This is a genomic window from Sorangium sp. So ce128, assembly GCF_051525245.1.
Taxonomy (GTDB): Bacteria; Myxococcota_A; Polyangia; order Polyangiales; family Polyangiaceae; genus Sorangium; species Sorangium cellulosum_B.
In genome coordinates, this window is the sequence record NZ_CP150313.1 from 4,253,895 (window position 1) to 4,279,472 (window position 25,578).

General features: G+C 73.7%; 14 protein-coding genes and 1 pseudogene. 7 read left to right on the forward strand and 8 right to left on the reverse strand.

The genetic code is table 11. The features are described from left to right. Window positions 1-46: 46 nt before the first annotated feature. The gene (locus WME82_RS16345; RefSeq protein ID WP_438043587.1) at window positions 47-3,937 is read right to left on the reverse strand and encodes a serine/threonine-protein kinase; all 3,891 of its coding nucleotides are present in this window, start codon (window positions 3,935-3,937) and stop codon (window positions 47-49) included. A gap of 327 nt (window positions 3,938-4,264) precedes the next feature. On the opposite strand from WME82_RS16345, the gene WME82_RS16350 reads away from it, so the two are divergent. The 3 genes from WME82_RS16350 to WME82_RS16360 all read left to right on the forward strand — a co-directional run bounded on the left by WME82_RS16350 (window position 4,265) and on the right by WME82_RS16360 (window position 8,502). Beyond that, window positions 4,265-5,800, forward strand: a complete 1,536-nt coding sequence (locus WME82_RS16350) for a hypothetical protein (protein ID WP_438043588.1) — start codon at window positions 4,265-4,267, stop codon at window positions 5,798-5,800. Next, window positions 5,797-6,705, forward strand: coding sequence for a hypothetical protein (locus WME82_RS16355; RefSeq protein WP_438043589.1), 909 nt, complete (start codon window positions 5,797-5,799; stop codon window positions 6,703-6,705). The genes WME82_RS16350 and WME82_RS16355 overlap by 4 nt, the downstream gene beginning before the upstream one ends. Window positions 6,706-6,903: 198 nt before the next feature. Continuing rightward, window positions 6,904-8,502, forward strand: coding sequence for a tetratricopeptide repeat protein (locus tag WME82_RS16360; protein ID WP_438043590.1), 1,599 nt, complete (start codon window positions 6,904-6,906; stop codon window positions 8,500-8,502). Between the two features lie 109 nt (window positions 8,503-8,611). Here WME82_RS16360 and WME82_RS16365 read toward each other — a convergent pair whose 3' ends face one another. From WME82_RS16365 to WME82_RS16380, 4 genes and pseudogenes are all read right to left on the reverse strand, one after another. After that, a complete protein-coding gene (locus tag WME82_RS16365; protein ID WP_438043591.1) occupies window positions 8,612-9,889 on the reverse strand; it encodes a hypothetical protein in 1,278 nt (425 codons plus the stop codon). Then, a complete protein-coding gene (locus tag WME82_RS16370; protein WP_438043592.1) occupies window positions 9,886-12,810 on the reverse strand; it encodes an RHS repeat-associated core domain-containing protein in 2,925 nt (974 codons plus the stop codon). The genes WME82_RS16365 and WME82_RS16370 overlap by 4 nt, the downstream gene beginning before the upstream one ends. Then, a complete protein-coding gene (locus tag WME82_RS16375) occupies window positions 12,755-13,141 on the reverse strand; it encodes a hypothetical protein (RefSeq protein WP_438045044.1) in 387 nt (128 codons plus the stop codon). Before WME82_RS16375 ends, WME82_RS16370 begins: the two co-directional genes overlap by 56 nt. Window positions 13,142-13,244: 103 nt before the next feature. Then, a pseudogene (locus tag WME82_RS16380) lies at window positions 13,245-13,883 on the reverse strand (DUF6531 domain-containing protein); the annotation flags it as partial. An 87-nt stretch (window positions 13,884-13,970) separates the two neighbouring features. On the opposite strand from WME82_RS16380, the gene WME82_RS16385 reads away from it, so the two are divergent. Continuing rightward, window positions 13,971-15,533 carry a tetratricopeptide repeat protein gene (locus WME82_RS16385; protein WP_438043593.1) on the forward strand — a complete coding sequence of 521 codons (1,563 nt, stop codon included), beginning with the start codon at window positions 13,971-13,973 and terminating at the stop codon, window positions 15,531-15,533. A gap of 1 nt (window position 15,534) precedes the next feature. Here the strand turns inward: WME82_RS16385 and WME82_RS16390 are convergent, their stop codons facing one another. The 3 genes from WME82_RS16390 to WME82_RS16400 form a co-directional block, all read right to left on the reverse strand. After that, the gene (locus WME82_RS16390) at window positions 15,535-17,979 is read right to left on the reverse strand and encodes a hypothetical protein (protein WP_438043594.1); all 2,445 of its coding nucleotides are present in this window, start codon (window positions 17,977-17,979) and stop codon (window positions 15,535-15,537) included. Window positions 17,980-18,086: 107 nt separating this feature from the next. Continuing rightward, window positions 18,087-18,680, reverse strand: a complete 594-nt coding sequence (locus WME82_RS16395; RefSeq protein ID WP_438043595.1) for a hypothetical protein — start codon at window positions 18,678-18,680, stop codon at window positions 18,087-18,089. Between the two features lie 20 nt (window positions 18,681-18,700). After that, window positions 18,701-20,080: a hypothetical protein gene (locus WME82_RS16400; protein ID WP_438043596.1), complete on the reverse strand. Its 1,380-nt coding sequence runs from the start codon at window positions 20,078-20,080 to the stop codon at window positions 18,701-18,703. A 327-nt stretch (window positions 20,081-20,407) separates the two neighbouring features. On the opposite strand from WME82_RS16400, the gene WME82_RS16405 reads away from it, so the two are divergent. From WME82_RS16405 to WME82_RS16415, 3 genes are all read left to right on the forward strand, one after another. Continuing rightward, on the forward strand, window positions 20,408-22,114 hold the full coding sequence (locus tag WME82_RS16405; RefSeq protein WP_438043597.1) for a DUF1592 domain-containing protein: 1,707 nt from the start codon (window positions 20,408-20,410) through the stop codon (window positions 22,112-22,114). Continuing rightward, on the forward strand, window positions 22,111-23,475 hold the full coding sequence (locus WME82_RS16410) for a DUF1552 domain-containing protein (protein WP_437916311.1): 1,365 nt from the start codon (window positions 22,111-22,113) through the stop codon (window positions 23,473-23,475). Before WME82_RS16405 ends, WME82_RS16410 begins: the two co-directional genes overlap by 4 nt. Window positions 23,476-23,641: 166 nt before the next feature. Next, window positions 23,642-25,546 (forward strand): L,D-transpeptidase, encoded by a 1,905-nt coding sequence (locus WME82_RS16415; RefSeq protein ID WP_438043598.1) that lies wholly within the window; start codon window positions 23,642-23,644, stop codon window positions 25,544-25,546. Window positions 25,547-25,578 lie beyond the last annotated feature (32 nt).

Here is a 25,578-nt window from a genome sequence, read left to right on the forward strand (position 1 = left end):
ACCGCCGGAGGCCGCGCGAGAGGGCGTCGGAGCGCCGCGCGGGGCGTTACGGCCGGCCGCTCAGCATCACCTCGAGCTCCGGCGGCACGCAGCCGTAGGCCTCGGCGGCCGCGAGCAGCGCCGAGTTCTGCGGCAGGTTGAGCAGGAACGAGCTGGCGTAGGGCGTCCCCTCGAGGCCCTTCAGCCGGCGCAGGAGCGGGGGCATCGCGCGCTCCATCGCGGCGCGCGCGCCCTCCAGATCGCCCATATCCACGCAGGCGTCGTGGAGCGCGAGGTAGATCGGCGCCTCGTTGAGCAGGCTCGGCGCGCCCGCCTCGACAAGGGCCGCCGCCTCCCGCGCGATCTCGCGGGCCTGCTCGGCGTCGCCGAAGCGGCGCTCCGCCTCGGCGCAGAACCCGAGCGCCACGGGCAGGACGTCGCGGTTGTCCGTGACGCGGTACGCGTCGGTGGCCTTCTTCAGCAGCGAGCGCGCCCGCGCCAGGCCCGACGACTCGAGGCGCAAGAGCTCGCAGCCCCGGTAGAACAGGATGCCGAGCGTCACGCGGTCGCGCACGACCCACATGCTCCCCGCGGCCTCGTCCGCGCTCGCGCGCGGCTCCGCGAGCACGGCGTCGAGCCGGGGCTCGGGGCCGAACGTCGCCGCCCAGCAGAGCAGGATCATCTGCCCGTGCCGCGCCGCCCCGGAGCTGCCGATGGCCTGCGCCCTGGCGATGCCCCCCTCGATCTCCTGGAGCGCCTCTTCCCGGGCGCCGATGGTCGTCAGCGCGAAGCCGACGTTCATCGTCAGCATCGCCTCGCGCTCCTGCAGCCCGGCGCGGCGCGCGGCCCGCGCCGCGTTCCGGCGCGCCCCCAGCGCGGCGGCCGGCTCGCCGCGGGTCTGGTGGGCGACCGCGCGCGTCTGCCAGGCGTCGACCGCCGCCCAGACGAGGTTCCGCCGCGCCGCGAGGTCGAGCAGGTGCGCGGCCTCCTGCTCGGCCATCGCCAGCTGCCCGGCGAACGCGTGGACCTGCGCCAGCGTCGCCGAACACTGCGCCTCCTCCTCGACGAGATCGATCGACCGGGCGCGGTCGCGCAGCGCCGTCAGCCGCTCCTCCAGGTCGATCCCCGAGCCGCACGCGTGGTCGTAGCGCGCGCGGGCCGTCAGCGTGCGCAGCTCGCTCGCCTCGTCGAAGACGTTCTCCCACATCGCCCGGATCGCCGAGTCGCGCTCGGGCGAGCGCGCGTCGAGCCGCGAGTACGCCTCCTCGAGGAGGACCGCGCGCGCGAACGCCGTCGGCTTGTCGGGGGAGAACACGAGCGCGCGATCGGCCATGGTGACCGCGTCGCGGAGCGAGTTCGTCGCCAGGGCGCGCCGCGCGGCGGCCTCCCAGCGGATCGCGGCCTCCTCGTGCTCGTCGCCGAGGTCGAAGTGCTGCGCCACCGTCGCGCTGTCCTCGCCGAGCCGATCGAGCCAGCGCGCCGCGGCGGCGTGCAGCCTCTTGCGGAGCTCGTCGCCGACGGAGGCGTACGCGACGTCGCGGACGAGCGCGTGCTTGAACAGGAACTCACGCGCGGCCGGGAAGCGCGACGCAGGCTGCGCGACGAGGAGCTCCGCGGCGATGAGCTTCTTCAGCGCCGTCGCGGGCTCTGCCACCCCGACCTCGGCGAGGCCCACGTCCCACACCGACAGGCCGAAGACGCTCATGCGCACCACCGCCTCCCGGGTGGGCTCGTCGAGCGCGTCGAGGCTCACCTGGATGGCGGCCTCGATGGTCGGCGCCGTGGCGGCGTCCTTGCCTGAAGCGATGACCCGCGCGAGCTCCTCGGCGAAGAGCGGCGAGCCGGCCGCCTGCTGCGCGACGCGGTCGAGCGTGGCCTCCTCGAACGGCCGCGTGGCCGCGGCTGCGCTGAAGACCGCCCGCGCGATCTCGCGCGTGGCCCGGCGCGCGATGGGGCGCAGCTCCACGCGCACGTGGTCGCGGCCGGCGAAGCGCTGGCCCTGGTCGCGCCAGAACGCGGGGCGCACCATGAGCAGGATGAACAGCGCCCTCCCGGTCGCCCGCCCGAGGAGGTGATCGAGCCACGCGACGCTCTCCGGGTCGGCCCACTGCGCGTCCTCGACGAGCAGCGCGCACGGCTCGCTCGACGCCGCGTCGACGGCGATGTCGGTCATCGAGAGGTAGAGCGCGTCGCGCGCGCCGCGCAGGTCGACGCCGTCGGGGAACGGCTGGTTCGCCAGCAGGCGCGCGAGGAGCCCGCCGTCGCCGTGGAGCGGCCGCCGCGCGCGCACCGCGTCCTCGGCCTGCTCCAGCGACGCGCCCTTCGGCAGGCCCATGAGGACCCGCAGCGCGTCCGTGGCGACGCCGAGCGCCTGCGCGCGGCCGAACGACTCGCAGCGCAGCTGGATGAGCCGCGGCGGATCCGGTCGATCCACGATGCGGGCGACGAACTCGCGCGCGAGCCGGCTCTTGCCGATCCCCGGCGGCCCCGAGATGCTCATCACGACCGGCGTCCCGTCCTCCACGCAGCGCTCGAACGCCGCGACGGTCGTGATGAGCTCGGCGTCCCGCCCCACGAACGGCGTCTGCGCGTCGGGCCGCTTCGGCGCGCGCGCGAGCACCCGCACGGCGCCGCTCTCCAGGGGCTCGCCCATGAAGCGCCCGCGGGACAGCTCCACCGTGGTGGCGTCGGCGAGGACCCTGCCGAGGCCCGCCTCGCGCGCGAGCGCGACCGCGCGGTCGACGACCTCGCCGGCCGCGCGCGTCCTGTCGACGCGCATGCGGCCGGAGGCGACGCCGACGCGGCCGCCGCGGCCGCCGAGCGCGAGCCCGAGCTCGAGGGCGCGGGACGCCTCGTCGCCGTGGGCCTGCCGCACGCCGAGGTGGGCGGCGATCGAGTCCGTGCCGAGCGGCAGCGCGTCGGCCCCGCGGCGGCGCAGCGCCTCGAGCTCCCGCTGGCGCTCCTCGCCGGTGGCCACGTGCAGCGCCACGATCGTGGTCACGAGGCGCGTCCCCATCGCGCCCGGCGGGTTGTCGCTCACGCGCAGCGGCGACGGGGTGGGCAGGTACGGCTCGTCGGCGAGCGCCGCGAGCCTGTCCGCCACCTCGCGCGCCGAGCTCGGCCGGAGCTCCCGGTCGGCGAGGAGGAGCGCGTGGATCAGGTCGTCGAGCGCCGGGACCACGTCGAGCAGGAACTCCGAGAGGCGCGGCGCGGGCGTGGTCGCCAGGCGGACGAGGGTCGCGATCGAGGTCGGCCCCATGTGCGGGGGTCGGCCGGCGACCAGCTCGAACAGCGTCGCGCCGAGCGAGTAGAGGTCGCTGCGCGCGTCCACCGTCGCGTCGCCGCGCGCCTGCTCCGGCGAGATGTACGCCGGCGTGCCGACGAGGCCGCCCGCGTCCGTCGTGAGCACGAGCTCCTTCGACGCCGCGACGCCGAAGTCCACGAGCTTGGTGCGGAGCGGGGCGTCCGGCGAGCCGCGCAGGAGGAGGATGTTGGACGGCTTGATGTCGCGGTGGACGACGCCCGCGGCGTGCGCGGCCGCGAGCGCGCTCGCTATCTGCCGCCCGACCTCGATCCCCTCGCGCAGCGAGAGCGGGGAGCGCTTCTGGCGCGCCGCCAGGTCCTCGCCGTCGAGCCACTCCATCGCGATGAAGGTCGCGCCCTCCTCGATCCGCCGCCCCTCCGCGTCGACCGCGCTCGCCTCGAGCGTCCCGAACGCAACGACCCTCACGATCCCCGGGTGATCGAGCTCGGAGAGGATCTGCCCCTCGCGGGAGAGCCGGGCCTGGCCCTCGGCGTCGACGCCGACCGCCGTGATGATCTTCAGCGCGACGTACCGCTCTGTCTGCACGTCGAAGGCGCGGTGCACGGTGCCGATCCCGCCGCGCCCGACCTCGTGCTCGATGTGGAACCGGCCTGCGACGAGCGGCCGTGCGGACTCGATGCGCGCGGAGCTCATGCGCTAGCCGACGTGGTCCGAGGGATGGGCGCCGGGCGGAGTCCGGCGCAGCGGAGAGGCGATCTCATGGCGCCGGGCCGCGTGGGCCTGCGGTGTTCCGACAGGGCGCATTCGCGAAAGAGACTACGCCGTCGCTCATGGCAGTTCCAGTGTCGCGGTCACGGGAACCCGGCAGCGCCGCGGACGCGGCGATCCGGCCGGAGACGTCGTAGAGCGCGCAGCGCGCGCGGCGGGCCTCTCTTGACGGATCCGGCGGCTCCTCCTACGGTCGTCGGCTCCGCTGCTCCTTCACCGTCACGTTACGTTCGAGCGGCGGGAGCCATTTCGATGCTCGATCGCGTCGCCGTTCACCAGACCCGGCTGCGCACGCCCGGCCTCGGGCTCGACGCCAAGGGGGTCGCGCTCGGCGCCAAGGGGCTCGTCCTCCTGCCGTCGATCGATCGGCTCGTCGCCTTCCTGGCGCTCTACACGCGGCAGGGCTCGCTCGCGGACATCCTCCGCTCGCTCGTCGTCGAGATCGTGCGCTCGAAGCTGGGAGCGCGGGAGGTCACCCTCCTGTTCGCGGCCGAGAGCAGCGATCGGCTCGACCGTGTCGCCGAGATCGCGCGGCTCGCGGGCGGCTACAGCTTCACCGGCACGAGCCGGCACTTCGTCCAGTACCGCGACGCGGCCGCGCCGTTCGGATACGACGTCCCGCAGATCCTGCCCAGCGACGCGGCGCTCTCGCTCTACCACAACGCCTTCTCGCAGACGTACGAGGTCGAGCGGCGCGTCGACGTGCGCACGCTGCTGCTCCGGCTCGAGCCGCACCTCGATCCGTCCGCCGGGAAGGACCCGGGCCCGCGCTGGCTGCTCGCGGAGTCGGGGCTCGGCCCGGCGCTGATCCGCTACTTCTCCCGGAGCAGCGTCGAGGCCGAGGTCGGCCTGTGCGAGTGGCCGCCGGAGTCGAGCTTCGATGACGCCCCGGTGCTCCGGTACCTCTTCCGCGTGCCGGCCATCCCTGCCCGGATGGTCCCGCTGCTCACGAGCACGCCGGGGCTCGGGTATTTCGTCCCGGTCGCGCCGGGCGCGGCGGTGGAGGTGGGGTTCCGCCACCCGGTCAACCTCCGCGCCTGCCCGGTGTTCGGCGAGGCGGGCCTCGTGCTCTTCCGGGGCGGGGGCCGCGAGGCGCTGGAGATCGCGAAGCTTCCGGCGATGGGCGACGTCGCGGCGTTCGCCCGGGTGGAGCTCGGCCGCGAGCCCGTCGCGGCGAAGGTGACGGAGGGCGACGCGCAGCGCCCCGCGTCGGTCGTGCTCTCGCTCCGCCTCGTCCCGAGCTCCGAGCCGTGGCGGTCGGTCACGGCCTCGTGGATCCGGCCGCAGGAGATGCCGCTCCTGCGGCACGTCGCCTACGCGCTCGGCCCCGAGACCCTGCGCCGCGCCCGCATCGCCTTCACCGCGGCAGGCGCGTTCCTCCGGCACCCCACAGGCATCGAGGGGATCCCGGTCGGCGAGTTCTTCCGGGAGGTCCATCCGGGCCTCTACATCCCTGCCGGGTACGACGCGGTCCCTGCGGTCGCGCCCGGCGTGCTGTTCCGCGCGCTGGGCGCCCCCGCTGGGCAGGCGCTGTTCATCGGGCGCGACGGGGGGGCGATCGGCGTGCCGGAGGAGGCGTTCGTCCCCCTCGAGACGGCGCTGCTCGAGGCCCAGCAATGGTCGGCGGTGGCCGTGTCGTCCGCGGGCCTCACGGCGGCGCTGGCCACCGAGCTGCCCGAGGTCGTGCTCGGTGGCGTCGGCATCCGGCCGCTGCGCGACCTCGCCCCGTCCGAGGCGCTGCCCGAGCCGAGGGCGCTGCCGCCCGGCCCTGGCCGGACGCCCCAATGACCCAGCCTGAGGCGATCGCCGAGCGGCTCTCCGAGCTCCAGGCGAACGTGCTCGCCCCGCTCGTCCTCGGCGGCCCGCTGCGCCCGGTGCGCCCCTTCGGCGTCCGGCTCGCGCTCCTCCTCGGCGACGGCGCGCCGGCGATCGATCGCGACCTCGGCTCGCGCATCGATCTGGTCCGCGTCCGCGTCGCCCGCCTCATCGCCCCGATCGACGTGCTCCCGGAGCTCGGCGCGGCCGAGTGGGCGCTCCTCGCCGCGCTGAACGACCTGCTCCAGCTCACGAACCACGAGCTCGCCAGCGTGCTCACGCGCAGCCGCTATCCCCGCCTGCTCGCGAGCGTGCGCGATCTCTGCGAGCTCGTGCCCGCGCCGGCGGACGTCGGGTCCGCGCTCTCGCGGCACGCGACGTTCGCGCGGGTGCTCGACTGCTTTCGCACGGACGCGCTCGTCGCCTGGTGGACGGGCCGCGCGAGCTTCCGCGGCCAGCGCCCGCCGCCGCGGCTGCTCCGGTGGCGGCAGCTGCGCGGCGTCCAGGTCGAGACCCGGCGCGTCGGCCTCGCGGACATGGGCCACGGCGTCCCGGGGCTCGCCCCGCCGGACTTCGCCGAGGCGCTCTCCCTCTGGATGACGCGCACGCCGCTCACGGATCTCGCGACCGCCGCGCGGAAGGACCCGCCGTTCGCGTGGTCGGCCTCGACGCTCGCCGTCGTCGCCACGCCTCCTGGCCGGAGCCTCGCGTACCGCGTCCTCGTGCGCCAGCCCCACGACCTCGCCGTCGCGGCGCTCGCACGCGCCGCCCGGGAGGTCCCGCCGCGGTTCGGCCAGGCCCGGGCGCTCGCCGAGTCGTTCGCCAGCGAGGTCGCCGCCGGCATCAAGCTGCTCGACGAGCGCTCTGTGGCCGGCTGACCCGCGCCGCCACGCGCCCGTCCTGTCATCGCGACGCACCGCGCGCGGCTTTGCTCGGCTCAAACGGGGCGTGGTACGCTCCGTCCTCCTTGGAGAGGCGCGCCGTCCTCGCGCCCGCGCCTTCGACATCACCTCACGGGCATGGCCCTGGGAGCGACGAACCGTTTGAACCGGCAAGACGCTGAGACTTCCGACAAGTTGCTTGCTTCCCTCTGGCGCGCGCGGCGCCGCGGCTCCTGCCTCGATGCGTTGCCGCGCGCCGGGCGCTCCTGCGCGCGCCTTGCCAGCGTCGCGTTCGCGCTCGCGCTCGCGGTGAGCCCGGGCGTCGCGTTCGCGCAGGCGGAGGCGCTGCTCGACGAGGGCAAGAGCCTGATGAAGAAGGGCAAGGTCGCGGAGGCCTGCCCGAAGCTCGAGGAGAGCTACAGGCTGAGCCCGAGGTCGGCGACGCTCCTCGCGCTGGCGATGTGCCACGAGAAGCAGGGCAAGGTCGCGACGGCGTGGTCCGAGTACATCGATCTCGGCGCAGCGGCCCGCAAGGAGGGCAACAAGCGCCTGGAGGCCGACGCGAAGGCGAGGGGAGCGAAGCTGGAGCTGTCGCTCCCCCGGCTGACGCTGAGCGTGCCGCGGGCGGCCGCGATCGAGGGGCTCGAGGTGATGCTGGATGGGGCGCCGGTCGACGGCGCGCTCTGGGGTCAGGCGAGGCCGATCGATCCTGGCCAGCACAAGGTGCGCGCGAGCGCCCCTGGCAGAAAGCCGTGGGAGCACTCGGTCACGATCAAGCGGGGCGAGCGGAAGACGGTGGCGGTGCCGGCGCTCGCCAAGGACGCCTCGGCCGCTGCGCAGCCTGCGCCCGCGGCGGAAGCGCCCGCGCCGGCGGCGCCGGTGGCGGCGGCGCCGGAGAAGGGGAGTGCGGGGTCCGGGGACGGCGCCGCGGAGCCGGGGAAGGGCGCAGCGGGGGCCGGGAAGGGCGCAGCGGGGGCCGGGAAGGGCGCCGCGGGGCCGGGGAAGGGCGCGGTTGCTGCGGCGCCAGGGAAGGGCGCCGCGGAGCCGGGGAAGGGCGCAGCGGGGCCGGAGACCGATGCGTCGCCTGCGGCTCCTCCTGCAGCCGAGGAGCAGGAGCCGAGCTCTGGATCCTCGCCGAGGCACACCGGGAGCTTCGTGATCGAGGCTGGGGTGGCCGGCGGCGCGTTGATCGGCCTGATGGACTCCGGCAGCTTCGGCGATCTGAGCGCGTACTCGTACAGCTACAACATCCCGGAGGGTGAGCTCATCGCGCCCTGCGACGATGAGGTTTGCCATGCGAGCTTCGATCCGGCGATCGGGCCGTTTGCCGGCGGGGAGGCGTTCATCGGGTTTGCGCTCTCCGAGGATCTGCACCTTGGCGCGCGTGTGTGGGGCGGCTACCGGTTCGGCGGCGGTTATCTCGTTGTCGGCGGCCCCTCTGCCTCGATGCGCTTCGGGCGTCTTTGGCTCGGCCTTTCGGGGCTCGTGGGCCCGGTGGGGCAGGAGGCGAAGGTCACCGGGATCAAGGGGGAGATCCCCTCCGAGGTGGTCCATCTCAACTACGGTCGGAGCGAGGTCGCCGTGAACGCGCGCGAGGGCAGCCTCCCCGAGAGCGCGCTCGTGGAGACGCTCGCGTTCGGCGGGAGCGTCGACGTGTCGCTCGTGCTCGCGGACCTTCCGAGCGCGGGCTGGACGTCGGGTGCGCTCCTGCTGAGCGTCTCGCCGACGGTCATGAAGGGGCTCGACGGCTGGGTGTTCGCGGCGCCGGCGAGCCTCGGTTACCGCTTCTACTGAGCGGCCTCGCGACCCATCGCGCTCTCTCGCTGGCCGCCCGGGTGAGGGCACCGTGTTGGGGCCGGCGTGAGGCGCGTGCGCTTTTACCTCTGAAGAGCCCGGCATGGAATCACCGGAGCGCCCGCGCCCAGCCCAAGGTGGCGATGTCGAGCGCGATCACCTCACGGCGGTCGTGACTCACAAATTCGACGGCGGGCCAACTGGCGAACCGTTCCCGGATTTGAGAAGGGACGAGGTGTCCTCCGAGGAGGAGCCGCGCGAGGTGAGAGAGGGCCGGGCGCAGTGCGAGGAGCTCCTCGAACGGAAGCTTCCTGGCGTCATCCGTCGACCAGATCTCGAGCGACTGAAGTCGTTGGACGAGGGGGTGTGCTGCGAGCACACGGAGCCCTTCAGGGCGTGTGGGGCGATACCAGAGCCCGAGGTGTTGGAGCGCCGGGAGCTTCCCGGGGCCGAGCGGCGCGAGGGCTCCTCGCACGTCGTCGTCTCCGCGAAATACCGTCAGGTAGCGCAGCGTCGGCGCGGGCTGAGAGAGCAACGTCGCGAGGCTCCGCTCCGGCGCGCCCAGCCCCAGGAGGCCGGGCAGCGCGGCGCCGATGGCTGGACTGGACCCGCGAGCGACGAGCGACGCGACCAGCGACGCGCGCCCGTGCGCGTTGAGCAGATCGAGGAAGGGGCCGAGCGCGCCGAAGGTCATGAGGCGAAGAGACCGGAGTGAGCGCCCGGCAGGGCTTGCCAGAAGTCGACGCAAGCGGTGCAGGCCGACAACGCCGAGCGAGACGTCGGGGGCATTCGGTGAGAAGCCGAGTGCGTCGCGGCCGATGAGCTCGAGCTCCGGTCGGAGCTCCTCATCGAGGGTGGCAGCGTCCTCGTCATGGACCCAGCCGAGGAGGCCACCTTGGCCGTCGTCGATGCACGCACATGGCTCGCCGAACTCAGGGATCGGGCCGAAGGTCATCTCCTTTGTCGAGTCGAGGAGCTCGTGCACCAGGGCGCGTGCGTCGGCTCCATCGTGACGCAACTGCTCGACCTGGAATGCGATCAGCGTTCCCATCGGATCGCCGCGTCGCTCGATCTGTGCGCCGATCTGGTGAGCTGCGGCGAGCATATCTTCGTCGGGGGGCGCGCTCGTGGCGGCTTGACCGCCAGCGGCGAACCCCTCGGCGCGGAGCTTGGCGAGGTGGTGCTCGAATACGATTTCTGCGATGTACGCCCTGGTGAAGCTCCGATCGAACGACACCCGGCTACCCCGCCCGACCGGGCGCTCTGTGACGCGGACGCCGTCGATGCGCAACTCGATGTGTTCGTCGCGGCGGTCGAGCCGCAGCGCGAGGCTCGCCGGCAGCTTGATGGTGTCGAAGCCACGGAGGAACGCCTTGCGGGAGGTCATCGTCGCCTCGAAAACCGGCCGTTTTCTACGTTCCAAGTTCCCAGATTCATGGCACCGTGTGCGTTTGGCCGGCTGAGGTGGCTGGTCGGATGGGATGCATAGCCCTGGCTCGCGTTTGTGCCTCCACCGATCACGCGTCCGCTCGGCGGTGGTCGTCCAGCCATCGTCCAGAGTCGCGGAATGAGCTGAGAGCAGTTCGGGCACGCCGGCACAGAGTCGTTCGATCCGGTTTCCGAGCGGATGGTGTCGACCTCGCCGAGCGCGCTCTTGAGATTCCTTTGCCAGTTGCGATCTCCAGGGGCGCATGAGCGGCCGGTCCGGCGTTCCCAGTCCCTGATGTGGTCGGAGAGGGCTTGCGGTTCGGCGCAGCCTTCCGGCGGTCTTGGATCGCCTGGTTGCCGAGCGTTCGTCCGGGGCAAGGCCGCTGCGACCGCGGGGTGGATTGATTCCTCGCTGCCTCCGCTGCTCCGCACGACCTGTGTGCCGTTGCGGCGGGTGATCACGCAGCGAAGGAGCCCGTCGACATCTACCCAATCCATCGGGTGATCGTCGACATACGCGTACGGCTTGAGGCTCCCCTCGATCCCGAGCGGCTCCGGGCTGAGATACACTCCCGTCGCCGGATCGTAGTACCTGTGCCCGTTGCAATGGAGCCCGGTCTCCTCGTCGGCGTACTGCCCCGGCAGCCGCAGCGGCGTCAGCGCGGCCTGTTCCGCCGGCGCATGCCCGTACATCGTGGCCTGTAGATCTCCGACCACGTGCCCATCCCCACCGAACAGCGCCTCCGGAAACCCGTTCACCCCATGGACGAAGTACCCGAACGCCCCCCCGGCGCCCTCCCGCTGCGCTAGCGGCAGCACGCTTTCCGGCAGCGTGACGTAGCTCCGCTCTTCCACGACGGGCGCCTCCCCGTCCCGCGCTCGCTCTGTGCGCTCGTGGACCATCACGTCGCCGCGAAAGGCATACCGCGTCACGCTCTCGACCTGTCCGAGCCGCGCAACGCGCTTCTCGATCCTGCGGCCGAAGGCGTCATAAGCGAACGAGATCGTCCTCCCTTCCGGGGTTCGCGCTGCCATGAGCCGCCCGTCGCCGCTCCAGTCGTACGTCCATACGAGCTCGCGTCGGACGTCGCCTTGGCCGTCCAGCTCGCTCCCGCGTTTCCGCACCACATCGCCACGCTCGCTGTAGTCGTAACGCACGGTCTCTTGTCCCGTCGTGCGCGCCGTCAACCGCCCCCCAGGCGTGTACGTCCGCTGCTCGCCCTCCTTCGCCATCTCCCCTGCCACGGTGAAGCGGAACCGCTCCGCCGCCTTGCCCGCCTTGCGCCGCTCGACGACGCGACCGTTCGCATCGCGGAGCAGCTCTCCCACCGTGCCGCCGAGGTCCTCGTCGGTGCGTAGCAGCCCCGCAGGGGACCAAGCGTACGTCCTTCGCCACGTCTCGCGCGACGGCAGCGGCCCCACCCACGCGGGCTCTCCCGGACCGACGCGCGGCGCGGTGGGTCTGCCGAGCACGCGCTGCCGCTCCATCCACCCCTCCGCGTTGACCTCGGTCGCAATGGCGCCACCGCCTGGCAAGAGCCGCTCGACCTCGAACCCGCGCGCGTCGTAGGCGAGGCGCAGCGGCGCGCTCTCACCGCCGATCTGCACGGCGACGGGCCGCCCCCTGACGTCGCGCTGCACGCTCATCTCGCCGTCCGGCCCGCGCACGGAGGTGGCCTTGCCCATGGCATCGTAGGTCCACGCGAACGCCGCGAGCACCTCGGCGCCCCGCCGCGTCACCTCGGTCGTCACCCGCCCCCGCCGGTCGTAGGTGTACTCGCACTCGATGTCGCCGCTGACCGCGCGCTCGATCCGGCCGAGCGGATCGTACTCGAACACGTCCGCGCGCCCGTCGGAGGTGCTCCGCTTCACGAGCCTTCCGAGCGGATCGTACTCGAGGTCGACGCTCTCGGAGCCACACTGCCCCCGGACGATCCTGCCCAGCAGATCGAGCTTGTACCGGATCTCCCGCCCGTCGAAGGTCCGCTCTCCGGTGATGCGCCCCTCGGCGTCACGCTCGATCCTGTGCTCCTCGCCGGCCTCGTTGACGATGCGCGAAAGGTCCTGCTCGCGGTCGTAGCGGTACCGCACCTTGCCCCCGTCGGGCCTCACGAGCTCGGTGACGACGTGGAAGCCGCCCCAGCGCAGCGTGGTCGTGCGCCCATCGGCGTCGCTGATCCTCGCCAAGTTGCCGTCGGCGTCGAAGTCGTAGCGCGTCACCGCGCCGCTCGGCCCGAACACGACCGCGAGCCTGCCGCAGGCGTCGTACGCGAAGCGGGTCTCGTGCCCGCGCTCGTCCACGAAACCCATCACCCGGCCGAGGAAGTCGTAGCGGATGCGCCGCTCGGCGCCGTCGGGCTCGACGACGCGGATGCGGTTAGCGAGCGCGTCGTACTCCATGCGCGTCTCACCGCCGTTCGGCAGGGTCGCGCCGGCCAGCAGGCCGCGCGCGTCGTAGGCGAATCCGACGACGAACCCCATGTCGTCATAGACGGCCACCACATCGCCGCGCGCGTCGCGCTCGTAGCGCGCGGTGCCGCCGAGCGCGTCGGTCATGGCCGAGACGAGCCCGCGCGCGTCGTGCTCGTAGGCGGTCCTGTTCGCCGCTGGATCGACCTCGGCCAGCAGCCGCCCCTCGGCGTCGCGCTCCCAGCGGAAGACCTGCCCGAGCGCGTCCCGGTGCTCGCGCAGCGCGGCGGTGTCGTCGTCGTACCGGAAGGTGTGAACGCCGCCGGCACCCCAGACCATCCTGTCGAGCCTGCCGGACGCGTTGCCGTCGACCCGCCGGATGGCGCGCGAGGTGATCACCTCCGTGAGCACGCCGTCATGATGGTCGACCTTGACGTGCAGGAATCCCTTCGCCGGCGAACCGTCGCTCAAGATCCCCCGGCACGCCGTCGTCGAGCGCGTCGTTGCCCTCGCGGTGACACCACGCCTCGATGCAGCGGCTGTCCTTGTAGCGAAACTCCGCCACGAGCCCGCCGGGCTCCTCTCGCCGCACCAGGCGATGGTCCTTGTCGTACGCGAAGCGGTGCGCGTGCCCCGCGGCATCCTCGGCCGCGACGAGGTCGCCGCGCGCGTCGAACGCGTATTGCCGCCGCGTCTCCCATCGACCGTGTGCGAAGGCGTTCTTCACCTCGAAGGCGGCGATGTGCCCGTCGCCGTGCCGCCGCACGCGCACCACACGGCCCACGCTGTCGATGACCTGCACGAGGCGGCCGTCCTCGTAGGCGAGGGCGATGGCGGCCGCGGCGCCGCTCCTCGACCTGCCACGCGAGCGAGTGCGTCCAGCCGAAGCCGAGGCCGCAGTCTTCCTCGACGAGCGCGGAGCTGTAGCTGCGCTTGATCACGAGGGGGATCGGGCCGGGCAGCGCGAGGTCGACGACCGCCACCGTGTAGACGCGCCCGGTGATCGGGTCGACCGGATCGCCCGCGTGCGTGCCGCCGCCGCTGCCATGTGTGGGGTTGGGGCAGCCGCCGCCGCTGCCCGGCCCGCAGCTGCCAGCGTCCTTGCCGCCGCCACGCGCGCCGTTGCCGCCGTTCTTCCCGTCGCCGCCCTGGCCGTCTCCGCGGCCGTTTCCGCCGCGACCGTTACCGCCTCCGCCGCCCCCGCCGCCGCCAAGGATGAAGACGCCGGGGTTCATGCCGGGGATCACCGCCGCATTCGGAAACGGGGCCGTTCGCGCCATGCGGGCATGCTCGGCGACGGGTGTGCCGACCGCAACCCGCCGGCGGTTCCTCGACGCCGCCCGCGGCGGTCCCCCCACGCGGCGGTGCACGCCGGCGGGCGTCCCCCCACGCGGCGGTGCACGCCGGCGGGCGTCTCCCCACGCGGCGGTGCATGCCGGCGGGCGTCCCCCCACGCGGCGGTGCATGCCGGCGGGCGTCCCCGCCGGCGGCCCGCTCCGGGATCCGCGAGAGCTCGCCCGAGCGGACCGCGATCCCGGAGGCATCAACGGTCGATCTCCCCGGCGGCGCGCGATCCCTGCGGGCCTCCGCCGCTCCTTGGTGCCCCCGCGGGGGCAGGCTACCGTCCCGCCATGTCCAGGACCGGGCGGCGCAAGCAGAAACCCACGCCGCGACAGGGAGCCCCGGCGCTCACGCCGAAGAACGTGGCGCGCATGGAGGTCGACGCCGCGGTCTACCGCCTCGTGAAGCTCCTCGCACGCTACCCGGACGAACGCCTCGACACGAAGGCCCGCGGCGCTCTGGAAAAGACGCTGCCCGTCCTCGACGCGCTCCGCGCCAGCCACCCGGACCACCCGCAGGTCGCCTGGGTCTCCGGGATGATCCTCCGCAAGCTCGGCCGCCTCGACGACGCCGTGCAGCTCGCCCGCCGGGCGTTCGAGCTCGATCCGACGTTCGCGACCGCCGTGAGCCTGGCCTACGCCCTCCGCGAGCGCGGCGAGATCGACGCCGCCCGAGACGCGTTCGAGGCCGCCGCTCGCCTCGATCCCGCAGACATATCGGCCCGCTGCGACCTCGGCGCCATGCTCTGCGAGGCCGGCCGCACCGACGAGGGCCTGCGCCACCTCGAGGCCGTCCTCGAGGCGCAGCCGGCGCACCCGACCGCCTTCCCGATCCACGCCTACCACCGCGCCGCGCGCGACGGCGACGCCTCCGCGTACGACAGGCTCGCGGCCTACGCCAGGGCGCACCCGGAGAGCGCCGCCGCCGCGTGGTCGCTCGAGCGCCTGCGCGCCGAGGGGCTCCACCATCCCGCTCCCGTCGCGGTCGTCGAGGGCTTCGTCGCGGGCGCCGCCGAGGCGCTCGACCACCTCCACCGCGATCACGATCCGTGGCTGAACCGCTTCGGCGCCCGCGAGCACGGATACCGGCTCCGCCCGCCGCTCGCCCGGCGAGACATCGAGCGCATCGAGGCGTCGTGCGGCGCACGCATCCCCGCCGACTACGCCGCCTTCCTGACCCGCGTCGGCAGCTCCGGCGCCGGCCCGTACCACGGGCTCCTGCCGCTCGACGGCCCTGGACAGCTCGAGAGCCTCACCGGCGAGTTCCCCCACACGAGGGCGTACCGGCCCGATCCACGGACGCTGACCGCCCCCCAGCGCACCGCACTCCAGTCCGACGAGGTCGTCCGCGGGACCGTCGCGCTCGCGCACATGGGCTGCGGCTACTTCTCCGTGCTCGTGATCCGCGGCCCGCGCGCCGGCAGCGTCTGGGCGGATCTGCGCGCGGCAGGCCTCGGCGTCGTCCCGACCCACGACAGCTTCACCGCGTGGTACCGCGGATGGATCGACGCGCTCTCCAGGGGAGAGCCGGCGCGCGTTCCCCTGGAGCCAGGGCGGTGCTCGGCGCCCGCGGCGCTCAGCGATTACCTCGCTTCATGGGAGCGGCAGCTCGCGCTCCGGCGCGGCACCCTGGACGAAGCAGGGACGCGACGGGCGCTGCGCGAGATCCCCGACGCCGGCATCGCGATCCAGGCAGCGGCGTCCAGGTACTTCGACGCCGGCGATCCCGTGGACCCCTGTCCCAGCTGCCAGCACATGTTCGATCACTTCCTCCGGAAGAACATGCTGCAGCCCGCGCAGATCCGCCCCGGCGTGCCACCCAGGGCAGCGCGGCGGGCCCCGGCCGAGGCGTAGCCTACCCCCTCGGGTCCGCGCGCCGCCGCCGGACGCGGCGCGCCTCGCCGCGGGCGCTGTCCGCCCCGCTGGCGGGCTCGGGCGGCGGGGCGAAGCCGATCGCCGCGAGATCCTTCTCGCCGATGACGTCGCCCTTGGCCACGAGCGCCGCGCGGAGCAGGACCGCGCCCATCTCGGCGTCGTTGCCGGGCCACGGGTGGTCGAGCACCGCCTGCAGCGCGCGCAGATCCAGGCCGAACGGCCGGCCCCGCAGGCGGACGCCGATGCGCGCGAGGTGATCCAGCGCGAGCGCACGGAGATCCTCGGCGCGGGACGACAGCGAGGGCAGCGCGACGGCCCGGTCGCCGAGCCGGTCCGCGAGCCGCTCGCTCAGCTGACCGGTCGCCGCGAGCGCGTCCACGGTCTGAGGCACCGCCACGACGAGCCCCACGTCGTCCGGCAGCGCCGCGCCGAGGTAGCTCTGCACCTCGGGCGGCAAGGCCTGGGCGTCGAGCACGAGCAGCGTGCCCCCACGCGCCGCCTCGATGGGCGAGCTGTCCGGATCGCGCCACAGCGCGAGCGCGCTCGGCGTCTCCGCGGAGCCTTCGATCGCAGCCGCCTCGTCGCGCGCCGGCGCAGCGCCCCGCGCCTGCGCGAACGCCTGCGCGAACCCCTCGGGGACGGGCGCCGCGCCGTCGACGATCGCCAGCGGGCCGCCCGCGCGCGGTGAGGTCAGGTGGACGACCGCGCCCCACGCCACCGCGTCGATCCCGGGCGCCGTCAGCAGCGTGACCGGGCCGCCGGCCACGCCGAGCCGCTCCAGCTGCTCGAGCGCCGCGCGGGCGGCGGGGCTATAGGCGGCGGCCCGCGCCGGCCGCGCGAGCAGCGCCGCGATCGCGCGGAACCGCCCCGCCCCCTGCGCCACGGCGCGCTCGAGCCGGCTCACCTCGCGCGCGCGCTCCTCGGCCTCGCGGCGGGCGGCGACCTCGCGGCCGCGCGACCCCGACAGCATCGCCGACACCGCGATCACCGCCCCGAGCCGGTCGGCGACCGCGCGCAGGCCGCTCACCTCCTCCAGCGTCATCGGCGACGCGCGCCGGGCCCGCGGGATGGCGAGGGCCCCGATCGGGCCCTCCGCGTCGTTCACAAGGGCGACCACGCCGACGTCGCGCTCCGCGAGCCAGGCGAGCAGCGGGCGCACCTCCGGCCGCCGGACCTCGACGGCCTCGGCGGCCTCGACGCGCAGGACGCGCTCCGGCTCGATCTGGGCGAGCTCGATGAGGCGCGCCGGCACCTCCGCCGGCTCGGTGTGCGCATAGCCGGCGCGATCGACGGTCACCCGCTCGGGCGGCGAGAGCAGGTAGAGCGCCGGCGGGGCCTGCCCGGCGACGCCGGCGTCCGACGCCTCGCGCAGCGCGGAGAGCGCCGCCTCGAGGGCCGCCTCCGGCTCCGGGTTCATCGCCGCGCGCGTCGCGGCGTCGAAGGCCCCGAGCCAGCGCGCCCCCTCCGGCGCGAACCGGCGCGCGAGCACCGGCGCCGCGAGCCCCGCGAGCGCGCAGAGCGCGCACGCGCCGAACACGGCGACCCCGACGGAGGACTGCGGCGCGCCGCGGAGCCCGAGATCGCCGCGCGGCGCCTGGTGCACGGCGTAGACCGCGAGCAGCGCCGGCGGGGTCGCGAGCGTCGCGACGGCGAGCGCGCCGCGGAGCGCGCGCGAGACCTGCGCCGCGTCCGCGGCCACGGTGCAGAGCGCGACGCAGACCGCCGCGACGGCGCTCGTGACCGGCAGGATCGACTCGGGGGGCGCGACGCCGACGAAGGCCGCCGCGAGGCCGACCGCCAGCGCGGTCGCCGTGAGCAGCAGCGCGGCCTCGACCCGGTCGGCCACGCCGAGCTCGAGCCGCCGCGCGATGCGGACGCGCGCGATCGCCACGAGCGTCACCGTGAGCGAGCCGAGCGACGCGGCGGAGGTGGCGTAGTGGACGAGCAGCGGATCGAGATCCGCCGCGCGCTCGGGCGCCACCGCGGAGACGGCGGGCAGGGCGATCGCCACGGTCCAGAAGAGCGAGGCGAACGCCGCCGCGTCGAGGCGCCGCGTGCTCGGCGGAGGCTCGAGGAGACCACCGAGGCCCGCGATGCGGGCGAGCCCGACCAGGGCGGCCATCGCCGCGGCCGCCGCGCCGAGGTTGCCGAGCGCGATCAGCGCGAGCCCGGCGGGGCCGCTCCGCGCGGCGGCGAGCATCGCGGCGCCGGTGAGGCAGACGGCGGCCGCGCGGCGGGCCGCCGGCTCGATCCGGTCCTCTCCCCGCGGCGGCCGCTCTACCCAGCGGAGGCCAAGCGCGAGCAACACCGGCAGCCCGAGCAGGGCGAGCCACGCGGGCCCGTGGCCGCCGGACGCCCGGAGCGCAGCGAAGGCGGTGTAGGCGACGGCGGCCGCGGCGATCCAGAACGAGCGCCGGCGCAGCATCGCGGCGAGCGTAGCGTCTGGTCACGGGGGCGCCAACGAGGCGGTCTCATCGAGGGGACGACCGCACCGCCCGCGCCGCTGCCGCGGCCAGACGCTCCTTCGCTACCTCAGGGCGGGAGCGCCGCGATGTAGTCGTAGAGACACTTCATCTCGTCGGCGCTGAGCGTCGGGCCGAGCGGCATCCGGTTGTCGCACGGCGGGGCGTCCGTGACCTTCAGGTACATCAAGCTGGCGTCCGGGTCGCCCGGAACGACCACCGTGGCTTCGCCGCCGCAATCGGACGCCTGGCCCGCGACCCTGGTCTCCCAGCCCGTCGTCAGATCGAGGCCCCCAAGGTTCGCTTGCCCATCGTGGCAGCCCGCGGTGGCGCACTTTGCCATCACCAGCGCCTGCGCTTCAGCGCATCCGGCCCCACCGCCGCTGCTCGCGCTGGTGGTCGCGGCGTCGCCGCCGCTGGTGGTCGTGGCGTCGCCGCCGGTGGTGGTCGTAGGGTCGCCGCCGCCGCTGGTGGTCGCGGGGTCGCCGCCGCCGCCGGTGGTCGCGCCGGTGCCCTGGCCGTTTCCGCCGCCAGGCCCGTCGCCGCCGGCGAGGTACTGGTCCTTGTCCTCGAGGGTCCCCGCGCAGCTGATGATGAACGCGGCGCCGCTCAACACGGCGGCGGCGAGCGCGGTGCGCCCGCCAAGGAAAGCGATGTACGTCACGTGCTACCTCTCTCTCTCGCTCAGTAAACGTAGGCTCCGGCGAGCCGCACCCCAAGGTACTGGTCGATCGCCCCGCCGGCGACGTACCGGTCGCCGATCGCGGGCTCGAACGACGAGAAGAACCGCGCGTACTCGACGAGGAGCCGCGCCTCGACGCCGGTCGTGACGGGCACGAGCACCCCGGCCATCGCGCCGATGCCCTGCACGCTCGCCCCGGCGAACCGATCGTAGACCGGGCCAGACGAGAGCGGGAAGAGGTAGTCGGCGCCGAGCGCAAGCGCGACCGGGCCGACCGGCACCCGCGCGTCGAGGCCGGCCCGGATCAGCGTGTAGGAGACGTTCGGTACCGTACTGGCCAGGGCCTCCGCCGCGTCGACCTCGAAGGTCAGGAGCCGGAGCCCGGCGGAGATGCCGAGCACGGACGACTCGCCGATCGAGAGCCGCTCCCGCAGCCCCAGGTTGATGCGCTGGTAGGTCGTGCTGATCGGGTCGCCGTCGCCCACCGCCGAGTTGAGGCCGGGCGCCATCATGAACCCCGCGGTGATGCCGAGGCCCTTGAGCACCGGGATGTCCGTCGACGCGAGCGGGTACACCTCGCCGGAGATCGACAGCGCGGGCTGACCGAAGACGTCGTAGGGCCGGAGGTTCTGCGTGACCGGATCGGAGTAGTCGAACCAGCGGCCGGTAAACTCGACGCCGGCCTCGATCGAGAAGAGCGCCGAGCGGGGGTCGTGGGGCTTGCGCTTCCCGCCCTTGTCGCCGTCGTCGCCGCCCTTGTCGCCGTCGTCGCTGCTCTTCTCGTCGCCGTCGCCGTCGCCGTCGCCCTCGCCGTCCTTCTCGCCGTCGCCCTCGTCGCCGCCGTCCTTCGGCTGGTCCTCGTCGGCCGCGGCGGCCGCCGGCGCGATCTGCGAGAGCGTCGGGCCGAGCAGCTCTTCCAGCGCCTTCTTGCGGTCGTCCCGCGAGCCGCCCAGCGGCACCGCGCTGTCCACCGCGAGGTCGCCGGCGTTCTCGTCGACGTAGACGAGGTAGACCTCTTTCTTCTTCTTCTTGTTCGTCCGCGAGACGCCGTAGATCACACCCTCGGCCTTCGCGGCCTTGCCCGCCTTGCGGATGCGGTCGATGGCCTTCTTCCGCTGGGCCTTCATCACCAGCGCGTCGCCCACCGGCTTGGTCTGGCCGGCGCTGCGCAGCGACTTCGAGAAGGCGTCGTCGTCCACGACCTTCAGCGTCTCCGGTACGAGGGACACGATGTCTTCGCGGATATCGTCCGCGTTCGGCCCCTCGATGTGGATCGCGATCGACTTCGACCCCTTGGGGGCGGCGAGCGCGATGGGCGAGAGCGCGAACGTCGTGACCGTCGCGGCGGAGAGCCCGAGGAGGATCCTCCCGCAGAGGCTCAAAGAGAGGGACAGCGTTGTGAACCTGGTCGGCTTCCGCGCGGGCCTTTTGCCGGCAGCGGCATCAAACGAAGCTTGCACGCGCGCGAGCCTACAAGCGATGTCGCGGCTGGATCCAGCGTCTTTCGAGGGGGCTGAGCGACATTTCTGATGACGCGCAGTGTAGCTACGAGACTCCGCTGCAATCGGACTCGCGGGGCTCACCGAGCCTCGTCTTCCTTGGCGCCTTGACGGGCCCCCGCGACGTGAGACATGTCGTTGCTCGATGCGCAGCGCCGCAACGCACCGCATCGCATCGCAGGCCAGCGCGTCCCCCAGGGGAGAGGGCAGATGGATCGGTCAAGAGGACGGCACCGCCGCGCGGCGCGCGGCCCCGGCGGCTCTCTCGGGCTTGCGATCGTCGTGGCGACGGCCGCCGCCTGCTCCGGCGGGCGCGGCGGCGGGGCCGCGGGAGGAGCGGAAGGCGAGGCGCCGCGCTGCGCGGAGATCCGGCCGGGCGCGTCGCCGCTCCGGCGGATGACGCGCTTCGAGTACAATAATACGATCCGCGATCTCCTCGGCGACGACAGCGCGCCGGCTGACGCCTTCGTGGTCGAGGAGGAGGCGCTCGGGTTCAACAACCAGGCGGCGGCGCTCGGGGTCACGCAGCTCCTCGCCGAGCAGCTCATGAAGGCCTCCGAGGCGATCGCGGCGCGGGCCGCGAAGGATCTCGGGAAGCTCCTTCCGGGGTGCGACCCGGCGGTGCAGGGGCCCGACGCGTGCGCCGTGGAGCTCATCGAGCGCCTCGGCAAGCGCGCGTTCCGCCGGCCCCTCGCGCCCGCGGAGAGCGAGCGGCTCGCGCGGCTCTTCGCCTTCGGGAACGACGAGCACGGCTTCTCGACCGGCGTCGAGCTCGTGATCCAGGCGCTGCTCCAGTCGCCGCACTTCCTTTACCGCGTCGAGCACGGCATGCCGGATCCGGCCGGCGAGGGCGTGGTGGCGCTCTCGGACCACGAGATCGCCTCGCGGCTCTCGTACCTGCTCTGGAGCTCGATGCCCGATGACGCGCTGTTCGCAGCGGCCGACGCGGGGGAGCTCCGCTCCGCGGAGCAGATCGCCGCGCACGCCCGCCGCATGCTCGAGGATCCGCGCGCCCGCGCCGCCGTCGCGAACTTCCACGCGCAATGGCTGCAGCTGTCGAACATCGACACCCTCACCAAGGATCCGGCGGTCTACCCTGGCTTCCACGCCGGGCTCCCGGCGCTCCTCCGGGCGGAGACCGAGGCGTTCCTCGATCACGTCGTGTTCGAGGACGGCGCCGGCGACGTGGCGACCCTGCTGACGGCGCCCTACTCGCTGATGAACGCCGAGCTCCGCGCGTTCTACGGGCTGGGAGCGGCGGGCGGCGCGGCGGCGCCCGGCGAGCTCTCGGTCGTGCCGCTCGACCCAGCGCAGCGCGCCGGCTTCCTCACCCACGCCAGCGTGCTCGCGGTGCTCGCGAAGCCGGATCAGTCCTCGCCCGTCCACCGCGGCAAGTTCGTCCGGGAGCGGCTGCTCTGCCAGATTCTGCCGCCGCCGCCGCCCGACGTGGACATCCAGCCGCCGCCGGTGCGGGAAGGGATCCCGACCCGCCGGCAGTTCGAGCAGCACGCGGAGGACCCGGGCTGCGCTGGCTGCCACCGGCTCATGGATCCGATCGGCTTCGGGTTCGAGCGCTACGACGGGATCGGCCTCTACCGCGAGGTCGACCAGGGCGTCCCGGTCGACGCGAGCGGCGAGATCGTGGCGAGCCGGGATGTCGATGGGCCCTTCGACGGGGCGGTGGAGCTCGCGCACCGCCTCGCGGAGAGCGACGATGTGCGCCAGTGCGTCGCGACGCAGTGGTTCCGCTTCGGCTACGGCCGCGCCGAGCAGGCGGAGGACGAGTGCAGCATGCGCCAGATCCAGGCGGCGTTCGCAGAGAGCGGGTACAACATCAAGGCGCTGCTCGTGGCGCTGACCCAGACCGACGCGTTCCGCTACCGCCGCGCGGCGCGGGACGCAGGGGGTGCGCCGTGAGCGGCGCCGCACAGCGCCGGGCGTCGAGGGGGCGCCTCGATCGCCGCGCCTTCCTGCGCGGGGCCGGCGGGCTCGCCCTCGCGCTCCCCTTCCTCGACGCCATGGCCGGATCGGCGAGCGCCGTCGATTTCCCGAAGCGCTTCGTCGTGTTCTTCACCGGCCTCGGCACGGTGAAGGAGGCCTGGCAGCCGACCGGGACCGAGACGTCGTTCGAGCTCGGAGAGATCCTCGCGCCGCTCTCTCCCTACCGGGACAAGCTGCTCGTCGTCGAGGGCATCGACATGGAGTCCGCCTACCACGGGCCGGGCGACTCTCACCAGCAGGGCATCGGCCAGGCGCTCACGGGCACGGAGCTCCAGGAGGGGACCCTCTTCCCGTACGCCTGCAACCCGGCCGCGCGGGTCGGCTGGGGCGGGGGCATCTCGGTCGACCAGTTCCTCGCCGCGAGGCTCGGGGATCGCACGAAGCTCTCGTCGCTCGAGCTCGGCGTCCAGGTCCAGTACGCCAACGTCTCGTCGCGCCTCTCCTACCTCGGCCCGGGCCAGCCGGTCCCGCCCGAGGACGATCCGCGCGCGGCGTTCGACCGGCTGTTCCTGGACCTCAGCGCCGATCCGGCGGAGCTCGCGCGGCGGCGCGTCCTGCGCCGCCGGGTGCTCGGCGGCGTCATGGAGGACTACGGCGCCCTCGCGCGCGAGCTGGGGGGCGAGGACCGGCGGAAGCTGGAGCAGCACCTCGACGCGCTGAACGACATCGAGCAGCGGCTCGACGTGCCGGCGCTCCTCGGCGGCGCGTGCGCCTTGCCGGCGCTGGGCGAGCCGCTCGACGTCTACGCGAACGACAACTTCCCCGCGATCGGGAGGCTGCAGACCGACCTGCTCGCCATGGCGCTCGCGTGCGATCTCACGCGGGTCGCGTCCATCCAGTGGAGCGCGACCCAGGCGGGCAAGGTGTTCACGTGGCTCGGCCAGTCGGAGACGCACCACGCGCTCTCGCACTCGAACATCGGCGACGCGGAAAAGCAGCAGCAGCTCGTCGACATCGGGCGCTGGCAGGCGGAGCAGCTCGCGTACCTGCTCGAGAGGCTCGACGCCGTCCAGGAGGGCACGGGCACGCTCCTCGACAACACGCTCGTCCTGTGGTGCACGGACATCTCGGAGGGGCAGAGCCACTCGCGGCGCGACATGCCTTACGTGATCGCGGGGGGCGCCGGCGGGGCGCTCAGGACGGGAAGATTTTTGCGTTATGCCGGCGATCCCCACAACAACCTGCTCGTCGCGCTGTGCAACGCGATGGGCGTGGACGTGTCGACGTTCGGCAACCCCGCCTACTGCACGGGGGTGTTGCCCGGCCTCTTGGCCTAGTTGCGCGCGCCGGAAATCCCGCCAGGGATTGCTGACGCGCGCAACCAGAGCGGCCGCGGAGCGGGCGCCGGGGTTCGGGGCGGAGCCCTGAAAAACCAGCGCCGGCGCGCGCCCGCCGCGTGTTTTGGGCTTTTCGTCGCGCGCCGATTTTGGCAAGTACGCCCGCATGGGCGCCCTGCTGTCCTCCGGGAAGCCTCACGGCGCGCGGCGCGCGGCGCGCCTCGCTCTCTGTCTCGCGCACCTCGCGGCGCTCACGGCGGCGGCGTGCGGCTGTCGCAAGCCCGCGGACGTCCCGGCGGACGCGGGGGCCGCGGCCCCGGCGGGCGCCGACGCGGCCCCCGCGGCGCTCACGGCGATCGATGGGCAGGCCGCGCCCGCGGAGCTCGCGGCGCCCGCGTGGCCGCCGAGCGACAAGCCGCTGCTCGGCGTGACGGCCTTCGTGGCGACCGTCTACAAGGAGCCGCGCGACACGTCGAAGAAGCTCGGGTACCTGCGCGTCGGCTCCAGGGTGCCCCGCTCCGCCGAGCCCGCCGGCACCGCGGGCTGTCCGGGCGGCTGGTACGCGATCGAGCCCAGCGGCTACCTCTGCGTGGGTGAGGAGGCGACGCTCGACCTGAACGACCCGATCCTCAAGGCCGCCGGCCCCGGGCCGAACCTGAGGACCGCGCTCCCGTACCGGTACGCCTTCGTCCGCGCGGTGCTGCCGCTCTACCTGCGCGTCCCCACCGCCGAGGAGCAGCGCAAATCGGAGTTCAAGCTCGACGAGCACCTGTCGTGGTTCGAGGAGAACAAGGCGACCGTGCAGCGGGTCATCCTCGGCGCGAACGACGTGGCGATCGACGCGCGCGGCGTGCCGCTTCCGGGCAAGCAGCTCGGCGAGCTCGGCCTGGGGAAGAACTCGCTCGAGCTCGGCGAGGGCGCGCTGCTCGGCGGGGAAGGGGACGGCGACCCGATCCCGTTCTGGCTCGAGGGCGGCAAGCGCCTCATCCGCAACATCAGCGACTTCAAGGTCCCGGACTACGCGGTCTTCGCCGATCGCGCGCGGCGCTTCACCGGGCTGTCGCTGATCGGATCGTTCGCGACCGGACCGGAGGCGCTGAGCCGGCGTTTCGCGATCACGACCGATCTGCGGCTCGCGCCTGCGACGAAGATCAAGCCCGACACCGGCTCTCCCTGGCACGGCGTCGAGCTGACCGATGCGCTCACGCTGCCGCTCGCCTTCGTCCGCGCGCGGGGCGCTCGCGACGTCCAGATCCAGGGCGACAAGGCGACGCCGGGCAAGGAGCTGCCGTTCCGGGACATCGTCCCGCTGACCGGCAGGATGCGCCGGATCGAGGGCGTGAAGTACTACCGCACCCGGGACCAGCGGTACGTGAGCCAGCTGGACGTCGGGATCGCGGTCGCGCCGTCGGCGTGGCCGGAGGCCGCCGAGAAGGGCGAGAAGTGGATCGAGGTGTCGATCACGCACCAGACGCTGGTCCTCTGGGAGGGCAAGCGCCCGGTCTACGCCACGCTGGTCTCGACCGGCCAGGCCGGGGTGGCCGATCCCAAGACCACGACCGCGACGGTGCGCGGCGTCTTCCGCATCCGCAACAAGCACATCACGGCGACGATGGACTCGAACGAGTCGTCGAGCGTCGGCGGCCGCGCGGAGACGACCGCCGACGCGCCGTCGGCCTCGCGCGGCGCGAAGCCGGAGAAGGGCGGCTCCTCGAAGGAGCGCGCCTCGAAGAAGCCCGGCGCGAGCGCGGCGGCGAAGCCCGCGGCAGGCGAGAAGGTGGTCCCCCGGAAGGGCGACGGGGAGTACGGCGTGACGCGGCGCCGAGGCGAGGGGACCTACGCCCTCAAGGACGTGCCGTACATCCAGTACTTCGCGAGCGGCTACGCGCTCCACGCAGCGTACTGGCACGACGTCTTCGGCACGCCGCGCAGCCACGGCTGCATCAACCTGGCGCCCATCGACGCCCACCGGCTGTTCCTGTGGACCGATCCCCCGGTGCCGCCCGGATGGCACGCGATCAACACAGGCGAGGAGCTGGGCGAAGGAACCACAATCATCGTCCACGAGTGAGTGAGGCGGGCGTCGTCATTCATGGATGAATG

Bases quoted from the DNA above. Each gene is read 5' to 3' on its own strand.
- WME82_RS16345 (WP_438043587.1), bottom strand. From the start codon at position 3,937: ATGAGCTCCGCGCGCATCGAGTCCGCACGGCCGCTCGTCGCAGGCCGG.
- WME82_RS16350 (WP_438043588.1), top strand. From the start codon at position 4,265: ATGCTCGATCGCGTCGCCGTTCACCAGACCCGGCTGCGCACGCCCGGC.
- WME82_RS16355 (WP_438043589.1), top strand. From the start codon at position 5,797: ATGACCCAGCCTGAGGCGATCGCCGAGCGGCTCTCCGAGCTCCAGGCG.
- WME82_RS16365 (WP_438043591.1), bottom strand. From the start codon at position 9,889: ATGACCTCCCGCAAGGCGTTCCTCCGTGGCTTCGACACCATCAAGCTG.
- WME82_RS16385 (WP_438043593.1), top strand. From the start codon at position 13,971: ATGTCCAGGACCGGGCGGCGCAAGCAGAAACCCACGCCGCGACAGGGA.
- WME82_RS16390 (WP_438043594.1), bottom strand. From the start codon at position 17,979: ATGCTGCGCCGGCGCTCGTTCTGGATCGCCGCGGCCGCCGTCGCCTAC.
- WME82_RS16405 (WP_438043597.1), top strand. From the start codon at position 20,408: ATGGATCGGTCAAGAGGACGGCACCGCCGCGCGGCGCGCGGCCCCGGC.
- WME82_RS16415 (WP_438043598.1), top strand. From the start codon at position 23,642: ATGGGCGCCCTGCTGTCCTCCGGGAAGCCTCACGGCGCGCGGCGCGCG.